At 64.5% G+C, this 15683-nt stretch carries 15 protein-coding genes; 10 read left to right on the forward strand and 5 right to left on the reverse strand.

Going from position 1 to position 15683, the window contains the following annotated elements:
- Positions 1–13: 13 nt before the first annotated feature.
- Positions 14–1111 carry an acyl-CoA dehydrogenase family protein gene (locus B4394_RS07195; RefSeq protein WP_078307906.1) on the forward strand — a complete coding sequence of 366 codons (1098 nt, stop codon included), beginning with the start codon at positions 14–16 and terminating at the stop codon, positions 1109–1111.
- A 9-nt stretch (positions 1112–1120) separates the two neighbouring features.
- On the forward strand, positions 1121–2665 hold the full coding sequence (locus B4394_RS07200) for a long-chain-fatty-acid--CoA ligase (RefSeq protein WP_078314586.1): 1545 nt from the start codon (positions 1121–1123) through the stop codon (positions 2663–2665).
- A 24-nt stretch (positions 2666–2689) separates the two neighbouring features.
- Here B4394_RS07200 and B4394_RS07205 read toward each other — a convergent pair whose 3' ends face one another.
- Both B4394_RS07205 and B4394_RS07210 read right to left on the reverse strand, forming a co-directional pair.
- Entirely contained in the window at positions 2690–3805 is a 1116-nt protein-coding gene (locus B4394_RS07205) for an NAD(P)H-dependent flavin oxidoreductase (protein ID WP_078307902.1), read from the reverse strand.
- A gap of 3 nt (positions 3806–3808) precedes the next feature.
- Positions 3809–5461: an acyl-CoA synthetase gene (locus B4394_RS07210; RefSeq protein ID WP_078307901.1), complete on the reverse strand. Its 1653-nt coding sequence runs from the start codon at positions 5459–5461 to the stop codon at positions 3809–3811.
- Positions 5462–5543: 82 nt separating this feature from the next.
- On the opposite strand from B4394_RS07210, the gene B4394_RS07215 reads away from it, so the two are divergent.
- Positions 5544–6353, forward strand: a complete 810-nt coding sequence (locus B4394_RS07215; protein WP_078290246.1) for a crotonase/enoyl-CoA hydratase family protein — start codon at positions 5544–5546, stop codon at positions 6351–6353.
- 32 nt (positions 6354–6385) lie between these two features.
- Positions 6386–7003: an LON peptidase substrate-binding domain-containing protein gene (locus B4394_RS07220; protein ID WP_078314587.1), complete on the forward strand. Its 618-nt coding sequence runs from the start codon at positions 6386–6388 to the stop codon at positions 7001–7003.
- A gap of 5 nt (positions 7004–7008) precedes the next feature.
- On the opposite strand, the gene B4394_RS07225 is transcribed toward B4394_RS07220, so the two are convergent.
- On the reverse strand, positions 7009–8040 hold the full coding sequence (locus B4394_RS07225; protein ID WP_078314632.1) for an LLM class F420-dependent oxidoreductase: 1032 nt from the start codon (positions 8038–8040) through the stop codon (positions 7009–7011).
- Between the two features lie 77 nt (positions 8041–8117).
- Between B4394_RS07225 and B4394_RS07230 the strand changes: the two genes are divergently transcribed.
- From B4394_RS07230 to B4394_RS07245, 4 genes are read left to right on the forward strand one after another with little or no spacing between them, the layout of a single operon-like run.
- Entirely contained in the window at positions 8118–9116 is a 999-nt protein-coding gene (locus B4394_RS07230; RefSeq protein WP_139359990.1) for a Zn-ribbon domain-containing OB-fold protein, read from the forward strand.
- Complete coding sequence (locus B4394_RS07235) at positions 9116–10183, forward strand: thiolase family protein (protein WP_078314588.1); 1068 nt, start codon at positions 9116–9118, stop codon at positions 10181–10183. Before B4394_RS07230 ends, B4394_RS07235 begins: the two co-directional genes overlap by 1 nt.
- A 2-nt stretch (positions 10184–10185) precedes the next feature.
- Positions 10186–11382 (forward strand): thiolase family protein, encoded by a 1197-nt coding sequence (locus B4394_RS07240; RefSeq protein WP_139359991.1) that lies wholly within the window; start codon positions 10186–10188, stop codon positions 11380–11382.
- Entirely contained in the window at positions 11379–11780 is a 402-nt protein-coding gene (locus B4394_RS07245; RefSeq protein WP_078307891.1) for a nuclear transport factor 2 family protein, read from the forward strand. The genes B4394_RS07240 and B4394_RS07245 overlap by 4 nt, the downstream gene beginning before the upstream one ends.
- Before the next feature lie 61 nt (positions 11781–11841).
- Here B4394_RS07245 and B4394_RS07250 read toward each other — a convergent pair whose 3' ends face one another.
- Positions 11842–13188: an FAD-dependent oxidoreductase gene (locus tag B4394_RS07250; protein ID WP_078307888.1), complete on the reverse strand. Its 1347-nt coding sequence runs from the start codon at positions 13186–13188 to the stop codon at positions 11842–11844.
- A 123-nt stretch (positions 13189–13311) separates the two neighbouring features.
- Between B4394_RS07250 and B4394_RS07255 the strand changes: the two genes are divergently transcribed.
- Positions 13312–13800, forward strand: a complete 489-nt coding sequence (locus tag B4394_RS07255; protein ID WP_078314590.1) for a nitroreductase family deazaflavin-dependent oxidoreductase — start codon at positions 13312–13314, stop codon at positions 13798–13800.
- Between the two features lie 5 nt (positions 13801–13805).
- Here B4394_RS07255 and B4394_RS07260 read toward each other — a convergent pair whose 3' ends face one another.
- Entirely contained in the window at positions 13806–14327 is a 522-nt protein-coding gene (locus tag B4394_RS07260) for a gamma carbonic anhydrase family protein (RefSeq protein WP_078290238.1), read from the reverse strand.
- Positions 14328–14477: 150 nt separating this feature from the next.
- Here B4394_RS07260 and B4394_RS07265 point away from each other — a divergent pair, with 150 nt between their 5' ends.
- On the forward strand, positions 14478–15665 hold the full coding sequence (locus B4394_RS07265; protein WP_078307883.1) for a 3-ketosteroid-9-alpha-monooxygenase, oxygenase component: 1188 nt from the start codon (positions 14478–14480) through the stop codon (positions 15663–15665).
- Positions 15666–15683: the final 18 nt, after the last annotated feature.

Below are 15683 nucleotides of genomic sequence, written 5' to 3' on the forward strand. Positions count from 1 at the left end.
GGACTGCACTGCAATGGATTTCTCCCTTACCGAGGCACAGACCGATCTCGCCGGTCTGACCCGCACCATCGCGTCGGCGATCAGCACGCCGGAACGTCAGAAGGAACTCGACAAGCAGGACAGCCGGTTCGACTGGCAGCTGTGGACCAAGCTCGTCGAGGCCGACATCCTGTCCACCGCGGCACCCGAGTCGGTGGGCGGTGGGGGGTTCGGCGTCCTCGAGCAGTCCTCTATCCTCGTCGAGCTGGGCCGTGAATTGGGCGCCGTCCCGTACCTGGAGTCGGTGGTGCTCGCGGCGGGTGCACTTGCGGCGTTCGGTTCCGAGGCGCTGCAGAATGATTGGGCCGCACCGGCTGTCGCCGGCAAGAAGGTCCTCACCATTGCGCTCGAGGGTGAGCCGGGCGAGGGACCGGTGGCCGCCCGTACCGAAGGCGCCGGCTATGTCCTGACCGGTAATCGTGTCCTGGTGCCGTTCGGCGTCGAGGCCGATGCCTACCTGGTGTCTGCCGAGACCGAGACCGGCACCGCGGTATTTCTGGTGGCGGCCGACGACGCCGGCGTCACCCAGGAAACGTTGCACACCACCGGTAAGGACAGCTCCGCTGAGCTGATCCTCTCCGAGGTTCCCGTTCCGGCCGACCGCAAGGTCGGCGGCGTGGAGGTTGTGGAGTGGCTGCGGCTGCGGGAGTCCTTGGGCCACAGTGCCTATCAACTCGGAGTGCTGGAGCGGGCGCTGGAGCTGACTGCCGACTACGCACGCACCCGTGAGCAGTTCGGCAAGCCGATCGGCGGCTTCCAGGCGGTCGCTCAGCGGCTGGCCGACGGGTACATCGACGTCAAGGGCTTGCGCCTCACCTTGTGGCAGGCCGCATGGCGGGTCTCGGAAGATCTACCCGCCGATGTCGATGTCGCGACGGCCAAGTTCTGGGCCTCAGATGCCGGTCACCGTGTCGCGCACACCGCGGTTCACGTGCACGGCGGCGTGGGCATCGACGAAGACCACCCGGTGCATCGCTACTTCCTGGCCGCCAAGCGGGGCGAGTTCGCCTCCGGCAGCGCGACGGAGCAGCTGCGCCGTATCGGGCGCGAGCTCGCCAACACGCCTGCCTAGTATCTGGTTGTGAGCACCCCGGAAGACGCAACGGTCACTCAGCTGCTGATGAACCTGGCCGATGTCGAGGACCGGGGGCTGCACTTCGAAGGTTCATTCACGTCATGGCGAGATCATGTGGCTGAAAGTCGCCGCCTGGCATCAGTATTGCGCGCACGTCTGGATCTCTCGAAGCCCCCTCATATCGGAGTTCTGCTGGAAAACACCCCGGCCTTCTCCCATCTGTTGGGCGCCGCCGCGCTCGGCGGCCTGGTCTTGGTGGGCCTCAACCCCACTCGGCGGGGTACGGCGCTGCAGCGAGATATCGACTTGGCCGACTGCCAGTTGATACTCACCGACTCCGCGAGCGCATCCCTGCTGGATGGGGTCGACTACGTCGATATCGATTCTCTCGCTGGACAGTCCGCGGCTGCGGTGGATGTTCCCGAGGTGCGGCCGGATGACCTGTTCATGCTCATCTTCACCTCGGGTACCAGCGGCGACCCCAAGGCCGTCCAGATCACCCACGCCAAGGTTGCCTCTGCGGGAATCATGCTGTCCACACGCTTCGGCCTCGGCACCGCGGATGTCTGCTACCTCTCGATGCCGATGTTCCATTCCAATGCGGTGCTCGCGGGCTGGTCGGTTGCCCTCGCCGCGGGAGCGTCGATTGCACTGCGGCGCAAATTCTCCGCGTCGGGCTTCATCGAGGACGTCCGCACGTACGGAGCGACATACGCCAACTACGTGGGCAAACCCATGTCGTACGTGCTGGCGACACCCGAGCAGCCCGATGATGCCGAGAACCCGCTGAAGATCATGTACGGCAATGAAGCCGCTGCCGGGGACACCGATCGATTCGCGCAACGATTCGGCGCATTTGTCATTGACGGATTTGGATCGACCGAGGGCGGCGTCGCACTGGGGTGGGCACCCGGCACTCCCCCGGGTGCCATCGGGCCACTCACGCCGGAGGTCCGCATCCTGGACATCGAGACCGGAGAGCCCTGTCCCCCGGCAATTTTCGACGGCAGCGGCAAGTTGGTGAATGCCGCACAGGCCACCGGTGAGCTGGTGAACATCACCGGGCCCGGGCGATTCACCGGCTACTACAAGAACCCCGAGGCCGATGCCGAACGCATGGTCGAGGGCAAGTACCGTAGCGGCGATCTCGCCTACGCCGACGAAGACGGATACGTGTACTTCGCCGGGCGCCTGGGCGATTGGCTGCGCGTCGACGGCGAGAACCTGGGCACCGCCCCCATTGAGCGGGTACTACTGCGTCATCCGGATATCACCGAGGTGGCGGTCTACGGCATCCCCGACCCCACCGTGGGTGACCGGGTGATGGCGGCGCTGGTGGTACGCAACGGATTCAAGGCATCCGAACTCGGCGGATTCCTTGCCGCCCAAGAGGATCTCGGCCCCAAACAATGGCCCTCATTTGTGAGGGTGAGTCAGACTCTGCCACGTACCGCGACGTTCAAGGTGATCAAGCGACAGTTGTCCGCCGAGGCGTTGGAGACCAGCGACCCGCTGTGGCGGTTCGCTGGGGGCACCTACGTGCAACCCTGACGCCGAGTGAGTGGCAGGTAAAAGCTAGCCGCGGATCTGGTTCAGCCTGTCGACCGTGCTCTCGAAACCTGCCACCAGATCGGCCACGATCGCCGCGGTGGGCCGAATCTCATTCATCCGCCCGACAATCTGTCCCGCCGGGAAGCAGACCGTCTCCGGGTCGTGCGCACGATTCATCCGCTCATGGGCCCCGCTGACGAGAATGTTCTGCAGCGGCATGGGCAGCGGTGTCGGTGCGTCCTCGGCGTCCCAGGCCTGCGTCCACTTGGTCTTCAGCAGCCGCGCGGGTTTCCCGGTGTAGATGCGGGTGCGCACGGTGTCGCTGGAGGTCGCCTTCAACAGCGCCTGCTGCACCACCGAATCGCCACCGGCGGTGACGGTTCCCAGGTCGTACTCGGCAGCCGTCAGCCAGATCGAGCCGGTCCACACGCCCGAGGCGCCCAGCGCCAGGGCCGCAGCGGCCTGCCTGCCGCTTCCGATGCCGCCGGCCGCCAGCACCGGGGCGCTGCCGTCAAGCGCGTCCACGATCTCCGGCCACAGCACCATGGATGCCACATCACCGGTGTGTCCTCCGGCCTCATAGCCCTGGGCGACCACGATATCGACGCCGTTTTCGACATGGCGCCTGGCATGTTCGGCCTTACCTGCCAACGCTGCCACCGGCACGCCATGCTCATGCGCCTGGTCGATCACGTCCTTCGGCGGAGACCCGAGTGCATTGGCGATCAGTTTGATCGGATGCTTGAGCGCCACCTCCACATGCGAGCGTGCCACCGAATGCAGCCAGCCCAGCACACCGGCCGACTCGCGTTCACCCGGCAGTGGGGGCACGCCTAGGTCGGCAAGCGTCTTTTCCACGAAGTCCTTGTGCGCCTGCGGAATCAGCTTGTCGATATCCACCGCGGTGCCCTCGGTGGGCACCTTGGCAGGCATCACGATGTCGACACCGTATGGCTTGCCGTCGGTGTTCTCGTCCATCCAGTTCAGGATCGCGTCCAACTCATCGGGATCGTTGAAGCGGACACAACCGAGCACACCCATGCCGCCCGCGCGAGTGATGGCCGCGGCGACCTTTTCCGATGGTGTGAAACCGAATATCGGGTAACGGATTCCAAACCGCTCGCAGAGATCGGTATGCATGGCTCAGGCCCCCGTGTTGACGTGCTTGGTGTTCACGAGGTCTACCTTCTCGGTTTCCGAGACCTCCTTGGCCCAGCGGTAATCGGCCTTGCCCGCCGGGTTGCGCTTGACCGTGTCGACGATCCAGACGCTGCGCGGCACCTTGTATCCGGCGATCTCCTTGCGCGCGTGGCTGTCCAGATCCTCGAAGGTAAGCGGCACGCCGTCGCGCACCGCGATCACGGCTCCCACATGCTGGCCCCACTTTTCGTCGGGCACCCCGACCACAACCGCGTCGAACACCGCGGGGTGGCCCTTCAGAACGCTCTCCACCTCTTCGGGGAACACCTTCTCGCCGCCGGTGTTGATGGACACCGATCCGCGTCCGAGCATCGTGACGGTGCCGTCGGCTTCGACAGTGGCCCAGTCGCCCGGGATCGCATATCGCACACCGTTGAACGTTTTGAACGTCTCGGCGGTCTTCTTCTCGTCCTTGAAGTATCCGACCGGAATGTGGCCACTCTTGGCGATCAGGCCGCGCACCCCGGAACCGGGCTCGATCGGATTGCCATCCTCATCGAGAACCGTTGTGGTGGAACTGATTTTGACAGTCGGACCACCGGGGTGCATCTGCCCCTTGGTGACGGTGGACAGGCCGCCGGTGCCGGTCTCGGAGGCGCCGATCGCATCGGTGATCACCCGGTTGGGCAGCAGCTCCAGGTAGCGCTCCTTGACCGTCTGTGAGAACAGTGCGGCACTACTGGCCAGCACCCACAGTGAGGACAGATCGCGTGCGCGGCCCGTCTCGGTATCCAGAGCGTCGATGAGCGGTCGGCCAATGGCATCGCCCGCGAAGAACAGCATGTTGATCTTGTGCTTTTCGATGAGTTCCCACACCTCTTCGGGGTTGAACTCAGGTGCGAGCACCGTGGTCCGGCCCTGGAACAGGGCCATGAAGGTCGCCGCCTGGGTGGCACCGTGGATCATCGGCGGGATCGGGAAACCGATGAACGGTGCCGCCTCAGCACCCTGCTTGGCCAGATCCCATTCGCCTTCGATGTACTCGCCGGTGACGTAGTTGATGCCGCCGAACAGCGAGCGGTAGATGTCCTCGTGCCGCCACATCACGCCCTTGGGGAAGCCCGTGGTTCCTCCGGTGTAAATCAGGAAGATGTCATCGGGGCTGCGCTCTTCGAAATCGCGTTCCGGGGCCCCCTGGGCGAGAGCGTCCGCGAACGCGACGCCGCCGTACGACGAGTAATCCAGGTCTGTTCCGTCCTCCACCACGATCGCGGTCTTGACGTTCGGCGTGCTCGGCAGGACGTTGGCGACCTTGTCGCTGTAGCGGCGCTCGTGCACGAGGGCCGCCATATCGGAGTTCTCGAACAGGTAGTGCAACTCGGCTTCGACGTACCGGTAGTTCACGTTGACCGAGATCGCGCGGATCTTGACGATGGCGGTAAGCGCAACGACGATCTCGATACCGTTCCGGCAGTACAGGCCCACCTTGTCGCCAGGGCCCACGCCCTGGCTCTGCAGGTAGTGCCCCAACCGATTGGACTGCTCTTCAAGCTCGGCATATGTCAGCTTTCGATCGCCAGAAATGATGGCAACACGATCGGGCATAGTGTCGACTGAATGCTCAATGAGGTCGGCAATGTTAAGGGCCATGTCCATAAATTAGAACGTGTTACATTTTTAGACAAGCCCCGGCCCCGCTGAAGGGGTTCCTCTTGGACGGAAACACGGAGGAAAGACCATGACTGAGACAGTGACCGAGCAAGACGCACCCCACGCTCTGGTGGAGTTACGCGACCATGTGTTGATCGTGACGATGAACCGCCCGCACGCGCGTAACGCCCTCTCCGGGGAAATGCTGGAGATCATGACGCAGGCCTGGGACCGCGTCGACAACGATCCCGAGGTTCGCGTCTGCATCCTGACCGGCGCCGGCGGCTACTTCTGCGCGGGGGCCGACCTCAAGGCCATGAACAAGCGCGCCCCAGGTGATCAGTTCTCGGACGGCAGCTACGACCCCTCGGTCATCCCCGGGCTTCTCAAGGGCCGCCGCCTGACCAAGCCGCTGATCGCCGCGGTGGAGGGACCCGCGATCGCCGGCGGCACCGAGATTCTGCAGGCCACGGACATCCGCGTCGCCGGAGAGAGCGCCAAATTCGGTGTCTCCGAGGTGAAGTGGAGCCTGTACCCGATGGGTGGATCGGCAGTGCGCCTCCCCCGCCAGATCCCGTACACCGTTGCCGCCGACATTCTGCTGACCGGACGGCACATCAAGGCTCCCGAGGCCAAGGAAATCGGACTCATCGGGCATGTGGTGCCCGATGGGCAGGCACTGGAGAAGGCCCTGGAGCTGGCAGCGATGATCGCGGCGAACGGACCCGTCGCCGTGCAGGCCGTGCTCAAGACCATCCGCGATTCGGAGGGCCTGCACGAGAACGAGGCGTTCAAGGCCGATACCAAGGTGGGCATCGGCGTCTTCACCAGTAACGACGCCAAAGAGGGCCCACGCGCCTTCGCCGAGAAGCGCGCCCCCAACTTCACCGGGACGTAAGACACCACGCATAGTGTGGGCGGGTGACGCCCATGTTCCCGCTGCAGTCGGTACTGCTGCCCGGCGAGCCGCTGCCGCTGCGCATCTTCGAGCCGCGCTATGTCGCCCTGGTCCGCGACGTCATGGCTGCCGACCACACCTTCGGTGTCGTTCTGATCGCCCGCGGCCGGGAGGTCGGTGGTGGAGACATCCGGCATGACATAGGAACCGCCGCCCGGGTCCTCGACTGCGAGTCACTCGGGGCAGAGCGCTTCGCGTTGCGCTGCGAGGGCGCACATCGGATACGAATCACCCAGTGGCTCGATGACGATCCGTATCCGCGCGCCGAAACCGAACCCTGGCCCGATGAACTCGATGAACGGGTACTGCCGTTGAGCGCCATCAATGAGGTGCAGGCACGTATCGAGAACCTGCTGCGCCGGGTCGCAACCGCACAGCAGGTCCGGCTCCCCCGCCGCTGGTCAATCGCCACTGGACTACCGAGTGGTGCTGAAAAGCGGTTGTACGCATTAGCATCTCGCGTGCCGATGGGTCAGGCCGACCGGCATGCCGTACTGGCCGCACCGACTCTGGCGACGCGGGTCACCGCGCTGAACGAGGCCGTCGACACCGTCAACGCGATGCTCGACTTCCGCGAGGTTCAGCGCTAGAGCTGTTACGTCAGCGCCGACAGTTGCTTGACGTGCTCGACGCTGCGGCAGCCGACCACCAGCATGGTGACCCCTGCGGCCTCCCACGCCCTGATCTGCTCACGCACCTCCGCCTCCGTTCCGACGATCGTGGTGTCGAGCACCAGCTCGTCCGGAATCGCTTCGGCCGCTTTGTCCTTGCGATTGGTGCGGAACAGCTCGGTGACCTCATCGACCACCTCGCCGTAACCCATGCGCCGATACACCTCGGCGTGGAAGTTCAGTTCGACCGCGCCCATGCCGCCGATGTACAAGGCGGAAAACGGCTTCAGCTGATCAAGCACCGAACGGCGATCGTCGGTGACGATGACCTGCGCGGTGGCCGCAATCTCGAAATCCGCACGGCTGCGCCGGGCGCCGGGACGCGCGAAACCCTCGTCGAGCCATTCGTTGTACATGTCGGCGAGCCGCGGAGCGTAGAACATGGGCAGCCAGCCGTCGGCGATCTCAGCGGTCAGCGCGACGTTCTTCGGCCCCTCGGCCCCGAGGAAGATCGGGATGTCGGAGCGCAGCGGGTGCACGATCGGCTTGAGAGGCTTGCCAAGCCCGGTGGCCTTGTCCCCGGTCAGCGGCAGCGGATAGTGCGGGCCGGCGCTGCGCACGGGCGCCTCACGGGCCAGCACCTGCCTGATGATGTCGATGTACTCACGAGTGCGAGCCAGGGGTTTGGGGAATGGCTGCCCGTACCAGCCCTCGACCACCTGGGGTCCCGATACGCCCAGCCCAAGGATGTGGCGGCCACCGGAGAGGTGATCCAGAGTCAGGGCCGCCATGGCGCACGCCGTCGGCGTTCGTGCCGAAAGCTGAATGACCGAGGTGCCCAACCGGATACGGCTGGTGTCCGATCCCCACCAGGCCAGCGGGGTGTACGCGTCGGAACCCCAGGCCTCGGCCGTGAAGACGGCATCGAATCCACCCTCTTCGGCGGCGGCCACCAGTTCAGCCGCATTGTCCGGCGGGGAGGCCGACCAGTACCCCAGCTGCAATCCGAATTTCATGGCCCGACTGTAACCGGCCGGATATGCCGCGACCACCACCCTTGCGAAAAAAACTAGAACTTGTTCTACTCGGAGGTGTGACAGTCAGCCAAAGCAGCACAACCGGGCTTACCTCCCCACTGCCGCTCCTCTCAGCCCCCCTCGAACTGTCTTTTGATTACACCCGTTCGGTGGGACCGACCCTCTCCAAGTTCTTCACCGCCCTGCGCGATCGGCAGATTGTCGGCACCCGCGGCAGCGACGGCCGGGTTCACGTACCCGCGGCCGAATACGACCCGGTGACGTACGCGCCACTGACTGAGGTGGTGCCGGTGTCGAGCGTGGGCACGGTTCAGTCCTGGTCGTGGCAGCCCGAACCACTGGAGGGCCAGCCGCTGGCCAAGCCGTTCGCCTGGGCTCTCATCACACTGGACGGTGCGGACACCGCACTGCTGCACGCCGTGGATACCGGGGCGGCGGGTTCCGCCGGAATCGAGACGGGTGCCCGCGTACACGCGGTGTGGGCGGACGAAACCGTCGGCGCGATCACCGATATCGCCTACTTCGCACTCGGAGATCGGCCGGTTGACGTTCCGGCCCCCGCATCGGACCAGGAGCCGGTGACCATGCAGGTCACTCCCATCCGGCTGGAAGTTCAGCACATCACCTCCCCCGAAGAAAGCGCCTACCTGCGCGCGCTGGCCGAGGGCAAGCTCCTCGGCGGCCGCACCGGCGCGGGTGGACGGGTCTACTTCCCGGCTCGTGGTGCCGACCCCCTGACCGGTGAGCCCACCTCCGATCTGGTGCAGGTGGCCGACAAGGGCGTCGTGACCACCTTCGCGATTATCAACATCCCGTTCCCCGGCCAGCGCATCAAGCCGCCGTATGTGGCCGCGTATGTGCTGCTCGACGGTGCCGATATTCCGTTCCTGCACCTCGTCTACGACATCGACCCGGCGGACGTCCGCATGGGCATGCGGGTCGAGGCCGTGTGGAAACCCAAGGAGGAGTGGGGATACGGGATCGACAACATCCAGTACTTCCGCCCCACCGGTGAACCCGACGCCGACTACGAGACCTACAAGGATCGGATCTGATGAGTTCCGCTGCCCCCGCAGTAGCAGTTGTGGGCTTCGCCCATTCCCCACACGTGCGCAGCACCGAGGGCACCACCAACGGTGTCGAGATGCTGGTGCCCTGTTTCCGTCAGATCTACGCCGATCTCGGAATCACCAAGTCAGATATCGGTTTCTGGTGCTCCGGGTCGTCCGACTATCTGGCCGGGCGCGCCTTCTCGTTCATCTCCGCGATCGATTCGATCGGTGCGGTGCCGCCCATCAACGAGTCCCATGTGGAAATGGACGCGGCATGGGCGCTGTACGAGGCCTACATCAAGATCCTCACCGGACAGGTCGAGACCGCGCTCGTCTACGGATTCGGAAAGTCCTCTGCCGGCACTCTGCGCAGAGCCCTGGCCTTGCAAACTGATCCATACACCGTCGCGCCGCTGTGGCCCGATTCGGTGTCCATGGCAGCACTGCAGGCGCGACTCGGCCTGGATTCGGGCAAGTGGACCAAGGAGCAGATGGCACAGGTTGCCCTCGACGCCTTCGGCCACGCGACGCGCGTGGACTTCGAGGCCCCGGCATCGAGCGTCGACGAGCTGCTGGCACGCGATTACTTTGCCGATCCACTGCACAAACATGACATCGCGCCCATCTCTGATGGCGCCTCGATCATGGTGTTGGCCTCGGCTGACCGTGCCCGCGAGCTGCGCGAAAACCCCGCCTGGATCACCGGATTCGAGCATCGCATCGAGACACCGATACTCGGCGCCCGTGACCTGACGGCTTCTCCGTCGACAGCCGCGTCAGCGGCCGCCGCGACCGGCGGCGATACCGGCTCCATCGAGGTGGCCGAGTTGTATGCGCCGTTCAGCCACCAGCAGCTGATCCTCGCCGAGGCCATCGGCCTCAAGGACTCCACGACCATCAACCCTTCGGGTGGCGCGCTGGTGGCCAACCCGATGTTCTCAGCCGGGTTGGAGCGGATCGGCTTTGCCGCACAACATATCTGGAATGGTTCGGCACAGCGGGTGCTAGCTCACGCGACCAGCGGGCCCGTACTTCAGCAGAACCTCGTCGCCGTGCTGGAGGGTAAGTAATCGTGGGTGCATCCAAGAACCTCGCTGCCGTCATCGGCACCGGGCAGACCAAGTACGTCGCCAAGCGCCACGATGTCTCGATGAATGGCCTTGTCCGCGAGGCGATTGATCGGGCGATGGCCGATGCTGGTGTCGGCTGGGACGATATCGACGCTGTTGTCGTAGGTAAGGCCCCCGACTTCTTCGAGGGCGTGATGATGCCCGAGCTGTTCATGGCGGACGCGATTGGCGCGACCGGAAAGCCCATGATCCGGGTGCACACCGCCGGTTCGGTCGGTGGATCCACCGGTGTGGTCGCGGCCAGCCTGGTGCAGTCGGGCAAGTACCGCAGAGTCCTCGCGCTGGCGTGGGAGAAGCAGTCCGAATCGAATGCCATGTGGGCGTTGTCGATTCCGGTGCCATTCTCCGTGCCGGTGGGTGCTGGTGCAGGCGGCTACTTCGCCCCGCATGTGCGCGCATACATCGAGCGTTCCAAGGCCCCACTGGACACCGGAGCCATCGTGGCGGTCAAGGACCGGCTCAACGCGGCGAAGAACCCGCTGGCGCACCTGCAGCAGCCCGATATCACCGTCGAGAAGGTGATGGCCTCCCCGATGCTGTGGGACCCGATCCGCTTCGACGAGACCTGCCCGTCCTCGGACGGCGCATGCGCAATCGTCGTGGGAGACGAAGCGACTGCCGATCGCCGTATCACCGACGGCCATACGGTCGCCTGGGTGCACGCCACCGCGCTGCGCACCGAGCCGCTCGACTACACCGGGCGCGACCGGGTGAACCCCCAAGCCGGGCGGGATGCTGCGGCAGCGCTGTGGCGCGACGCCGGAATCACCAGCCCGATCGACGAGATTGACGCCGCGGAGATCTATGTGCCGTTCTCATGGTTCGAGCCGATGTGGCTGGAGAACCTGGGATTCGCGGCCGAGGGTGAGGGTTGGAAGCTGACCCAAGCCGGTGAGACCGCCATCGGCGGCAAGATCCCCGTCAACGCCTCCGGCGGCGTGCTCTCCTCCAACCCGATTGGCGCCTCCGGACTTATCCGGTTCGCCGAGGCCGCCATCCAGGTGATGGGCAAGGCCGGTGACCATCAGGTGTCGAACGCCAAGAAGGCATTGGGTCACGCGTACGGCGGTGGCTCGCAGTACTACTCGATGTGGGTCGTAGGGGCAGAGAAGCCCGTAGTGAATGGGAGCAAGGCATGAGCCTCGCAGACGAAGCGGGCAAGCGGTCCCGCGCGGCCGTCGAAGCCCGCGACAAGCAGGCCTGGGTCGACAACTTCGCCGAGGACGGCGTGGTGCAGGATCCGGTGGGTCCGTCGCCATTCGATCCAGAGGGCAAGGGACATCGCGGCAAGGAGGCCATTTCGGCCTTCTGGGACAACATCATCGCCCCCACCGAGAATCTCGACTTCATCTTTGATGCCACCTACGATTGCGGCACCCATCAGGCCAACGTGGGCCGGATCGTCACCACGATGAACGGTTACCAGATGACGGCCGAGGGTGTTTTCACCTACGAGGCCAATGACGAGGGCAAGCTCGTCGTGTTGCGCGCCTATTGGGAATTCGACAAGGTCGCCGGGACCGCGCGCAAGATCTAAGTCCGCAGATCCACATAAAGACCCCCGCGCTCGTAGCGACGGGGGCCTTTATGTCTTCGCGCTAAGAGGCCTGGCGCCCGGCGCTGATCATCTCCTCGCGCGGTACCACTTTGATGCGTTCGCGGCCCTGTTCCTCGCCGAGGGCTACCTCGTGAGCATCGAGCCGTTCCCACTCCTCCCAGGTGGTGTAGTCAATCCCGCTGCCCCGTAGATGCGCGAAAATCGCATCAGGGTCGGAGATTTCGGCGGGTTGAATACCCGGGAGGTCTGCGAGGAGGCTGGCAATCGTCTCGGCGGCATCGGATTTGGTGTGTCCGATCAACCCCACGGGTCCGCGCTTGACCCAGCCCGTGACGTAGGTCGATTCGACCGGAATTCCGTCGATATCGAGCACCCGCCCGGCATCGTGCGGGACAACCCCGGCGTGGTGGTCGAACGGCAGATCCGCCAGATGCGAGGAGATGTACCCGACGGCCCGGTAGACCGCCTGCACCGGCCAATCGGTGTATTCGCCTGTTCCCCTGACCGTTCCGTCGCCGATGAGCTCAGTGCGCTCGGTGCGCAGGGCTTCCACCCTGTCGATTCCCAGCACCGCCGCGGGCGACTGGCACAGGTGAATGTGAATGCGATGCGGAGCGCCGGTGGGCTCCTGATCGAGGTACTTCATCATGGTGTCGACGACAAGCTTGGTGGCCTTACTGGAATTGATGGCCTGCTGGCTGCCCTCGTCAATCTCAAACCCCTCCGGGTGCACGATGACGTCCACACTCGGCGAGTGGGACAGCTCGCGAAACTCCATGGGGCTGAACTTGATCTGAGCCGGACCGCGCCGCACGAAGACGTGCACATCGGTCGCCTGGTTGAGCGCCAGACCCTGATAGACGTTGGCGGGGATCTCGGTGCCGAGCTGTTCATCGGCGGGCTTGGCCAGCATGCGCGCGATATCCAGGGCCACGTTTCCGGCACCCAGCACGGCGACGCTCTTGGCGGTCAGCGGCCAGTCCCGTGGGACATCGGGATGACCGTCGTACCAGGAGACGAAGTCGGCGGCCCCGTAGCTTTCCGGAAGGTCGATGCCGGGGATCTCGAGCTCACGGTCCGCACGCGCACCGGTCGAGAAGATCACCGCGTCATAGAAGCGCCGCAGATCCGAGAGCTTGATGTCGGTGCCGTAGTGGACATTGCCGATGAACCGAATCTCGTCACGGGAGAGCACCCGGCGCAGCGCCTTGATGATCTCCTTGATCCGGGGATGGTCAGGAGCCACGCCATAGCGCACCAGGCCATAGGGCGCGGGCAGCCGGTCGAACACATCGACCTGGGCCTGCTCGTACTCCTTGGTGAGGATGTCGGCGGCGTAGATACCGGCCGGACCTGCGCCGATAACCGCGACTCGGATCTTCCTCATGCCATCCCCTTTTGATTCGGACATCGATTAGGTAAGGCAAGCCTAAAAATAATGGGAGAGAAAGTGGGACGCACGTCCAGAGATCCCGGTCACACCCCGGTCGGATCTCAGTAACCTGGCCATGTGGTCATCGCGCTGATCGTCGCCGGTGCCGTCCTCGCGGTGCCCCTCGCCCTGTTCGCCCTGCTCGTCGCGGGCATCCGCCTGCAGATCCGCCCGATTCTCAACGCAATCCGGCGATTCAACCGCGCCGTGACCAACCCGAAGGTCATGTCCGCCGCCGGAACCGATGCCACCTCCACGGCCGTCATCCGGCACAACGGCAGGCGCAGCGGCCAGGCCTACGAAACGCCAGTGGAGGCCTTCGACGCCGCGGACAGCACGGTGCTGATCCTTCTGCCCTATGGACAGTCGGCCGACTGGGTGCGCAATGTGACCGCCCAGGGCGGCGCTGAATTACTCCGCGCAGGCGAGCGACTCACGCTGGCCAACCCTCGGGTGGTCCCCACCGCGCAGGTGCGGTCGCAGCTCCCGGCCAAGGAGCTACGGATGATGCGCGTGTTCAACGTGCCCGAATGCCTGCAGCTGACCAAGACACCGGGGCGGGCGTAACGCCGCTACGTGTCCAAACCGGCCAAATAACGCGTTCCCAGCGCCTGGTAAGCGGCCGGAACGCCCTTAGTCAGGAACTCTGCCGCAGTGCCCGCGACAGGCCCCTTGACCTTCGCGGGTGAACCCATGACCAGCACATCCTCAGGGATCTGAGTGCCGCCGAGCACCAACGAACCCGCGGCCACCATGCTGCGCGAGCCGATGGAGGCGCCGTCGAGCACCGTCGCGTGATTTCCGATCAGGGCGCCGTCACCCACGGTGCAGCTGTGCACCAGACACATATGCGCCACTGTCGCGCCCTCACCGATGTCTACCGGCATCCCGGGATCGCTGTGCAGCACCGACCCGTCCTGAATGTTGGCTCCCGCCCGGATCACAATCGGGGCGTAATCGGCGCGGATGACCGTGTTGAACCAGATCGAAGCGCCGGCTTCCACTGTGACGTCTCCGATAAGACAGGCGGTCGGCGCGACGAACGCCTCCGGGTGGACGCTCGGGCTTTTTCCGTCGAGTGAGTACAAAGGCATCGAAATACCCTAGCGACCCTTCCTAAAGGACCTTATTTCCGCTTGTGGCAGGCATATTTCTTGCGCTCCGGGGGGCCAAAACTGTAACCTGTTCTAGTTGAAGATGGTCGCCACAGCGGCCAGCATCGAAACACTGGAGGCAGCCCCGCCATGAGCACAGATACCGCAGGAATCGGCGTTCGCGAGATCGACGTCGGCGAGCTTCCGACGCGCTATGCCCGTGGTTGGCACTGCCTCGGCGTCGCAGAGTCGTTCAGGGACGGGGAGCCGCACGCCATCGACGCGTTCGGCACCAAGCTGGTCGTATTCGCCGATACCCAGGGCGATATCAAGGTGCTCGACGGCTACTGCCGCCACATGGGCGGCGACCTGTCCCAGGGAACCGTCAAGGGCGACAACGTCGCCTGCCCGTTCCATGATTGGCGGTGGGGCGGAGACGGCAAGTGCAAGCTCGTCCCTTACGCCAAGCGCACGCCCAAGCTGGCCCGCACCCGCAGCTGGACCACCGACGTGAAAAGCGGTCTGCTGTTCGTTTGGCATGACGCCGAGGGCAACGGTCCGACGGATGACGTTGAGATTCCGGAGGTTCCGGAGTTCGCGGACGACGGCTGGACCACCTGGGACTGGAACACCATCGTTATCGAGGGTTCCAACTGCCGCGAAATCGTGGACAACGTCACCGATATGGCGCACTTTTATTACATCCACTTCGGATTCCCGACGTTCTTCAAGAACGTCTTCGAGGGTCACATCGCCTCGCAGTATCTGCGTACCGTCGGCCGTCCCGACGTGCAGTTGGGCGGTTCCTCGCAGTACACCGGTGAACAGATCCTTGATTCGGAGGCCTCGTACTTCGGGCCGTCCTTCATGATCAACTGGCTGCACAACAACTATGGCGGCTACAAGGCAGAGTCGATCCTGATCAACTGCCACTACCCGATCGACCAGAATTCGTTTGTCCTGCAGTACGGCGTCATCGTCCAGAAGCCCGAGGGCATGGACGAGAAGATGACCGGCAAGCTCTCGCGCGCGATGACCAAGGGTGTGGGACAAGGCTTCCTGCAAGACGTCGAGATCTGGAAGAACAAGACCCGCATCGACAACCCGCTGCTGGTCGAGGAGGACGGCGCCGTCTACCAGATGCGCCGCTGGTACTCGCAGTTCTACGTCAACAAGGCCGACGTCACTCCGGAGATGACGGACCGCTTCGAGCTCGAGATCGACACCACCAAGGCCAACGAGTTCTGGCATGGTGAGGTCGACGAGAACCTGAAGCGCCAAGCGGACGAAAAGGCCGCGGCCGAGGCCGAAGCTCCCGCCGAGGCGACGCAAAGCTAGTGCGATGACCGAAGTTTC

Origin of the sequence: Mycobacterium sp. D16Q16 (genome assembly GCF_002013745.1) — a bacterium.
Lineage (GTDB): Bacteria > Actinomycetota > Actinomycetes > Mycobacteriales > Mycobacteriaceae > Mycobacterium.

Excerpts from the sequence above, each read along its gene's own strand:
- B4394_RS07195 (WP_078307906.1), top strand. The coding sequence starts at position 14 with ATGGATTTCTCCCTTACCGAGGCACAGACCGATCTCGCCGGTCTGACC.
- B4394_RS07205 (WP_078307902.1), bottom strand. The coding sequence starts at position 3,805 with ATGCATACCGATCTCTGCGAGCGGTTTGGAATCCGTTACCCGATATTC.
- B4394_RS07210 (WP_078307901.1), bottom strand. The coding sequence starts at position 5,461 with ATGGACATGGCCCTTAACATTGCCGACCTCATTGAGCATTCAGTCGAC.
- B4394_RS07215 (WP_078290246.1), top strand. The coding sequence starts at position 5,544 with ATGACTGAGACAGTGACCGAGCAAGACGCACCCCACGCTCTGGTGGAG.
- B4394_RS07220 (WP_078314587.1), top strand. The coding sequence starts at position 6,386 with ATGTTCCCGCTGCAGTCGGTACTGCTGCCCGGCGAGCCGCTGCCGCTG.
- B4394_RS07225 (WP_078314632.1), bottom strand. The coding sequence starts at position 8,040 with ATGAAATTCGGATTGCAGCTGGGGTACTGGTCGGCCTCCCCGCCGGAC.
- B4394_RS07235 (WP_078314588.1), top strand. The coding sequence starts at position 9,116 with ATGAGTTCCGCTGCCCCCGCAGTAGCAGTTGTGGGCTTCGCCCATTCC.
- B4394_RS07245 (WP_078307891.1), top strand. The coding sequence starts at position 11,379 with ATGAGCCTCGCAGACGAAGCGGGCAAGCGGTCCCGCGCGGCCGTCGAA.
- B4394_RS07250 (WP_078307888.1), bottom strand. The coding sequence starts at position 13,188 with ATGAGGAAGATCCGAGTCGCGGTTATCGGCGCAGGTCCGGCCGGTATC.
- B4394_RS07260 (WP_078290238.1), bottom strand. The coding sequence starts at position 14,327 with ATGCCTTTGTACTCACTCGACGGAAAAAGCCCGAGCGTCCACCCGGAG.
- B4394_RS07265 (WP_078307883.1), top strand. The coding sequence starts at position 14,478 with ATGAGCACAGATACCGCAGGAATCGGCGTTCGCGAGATCGACGTCGGC.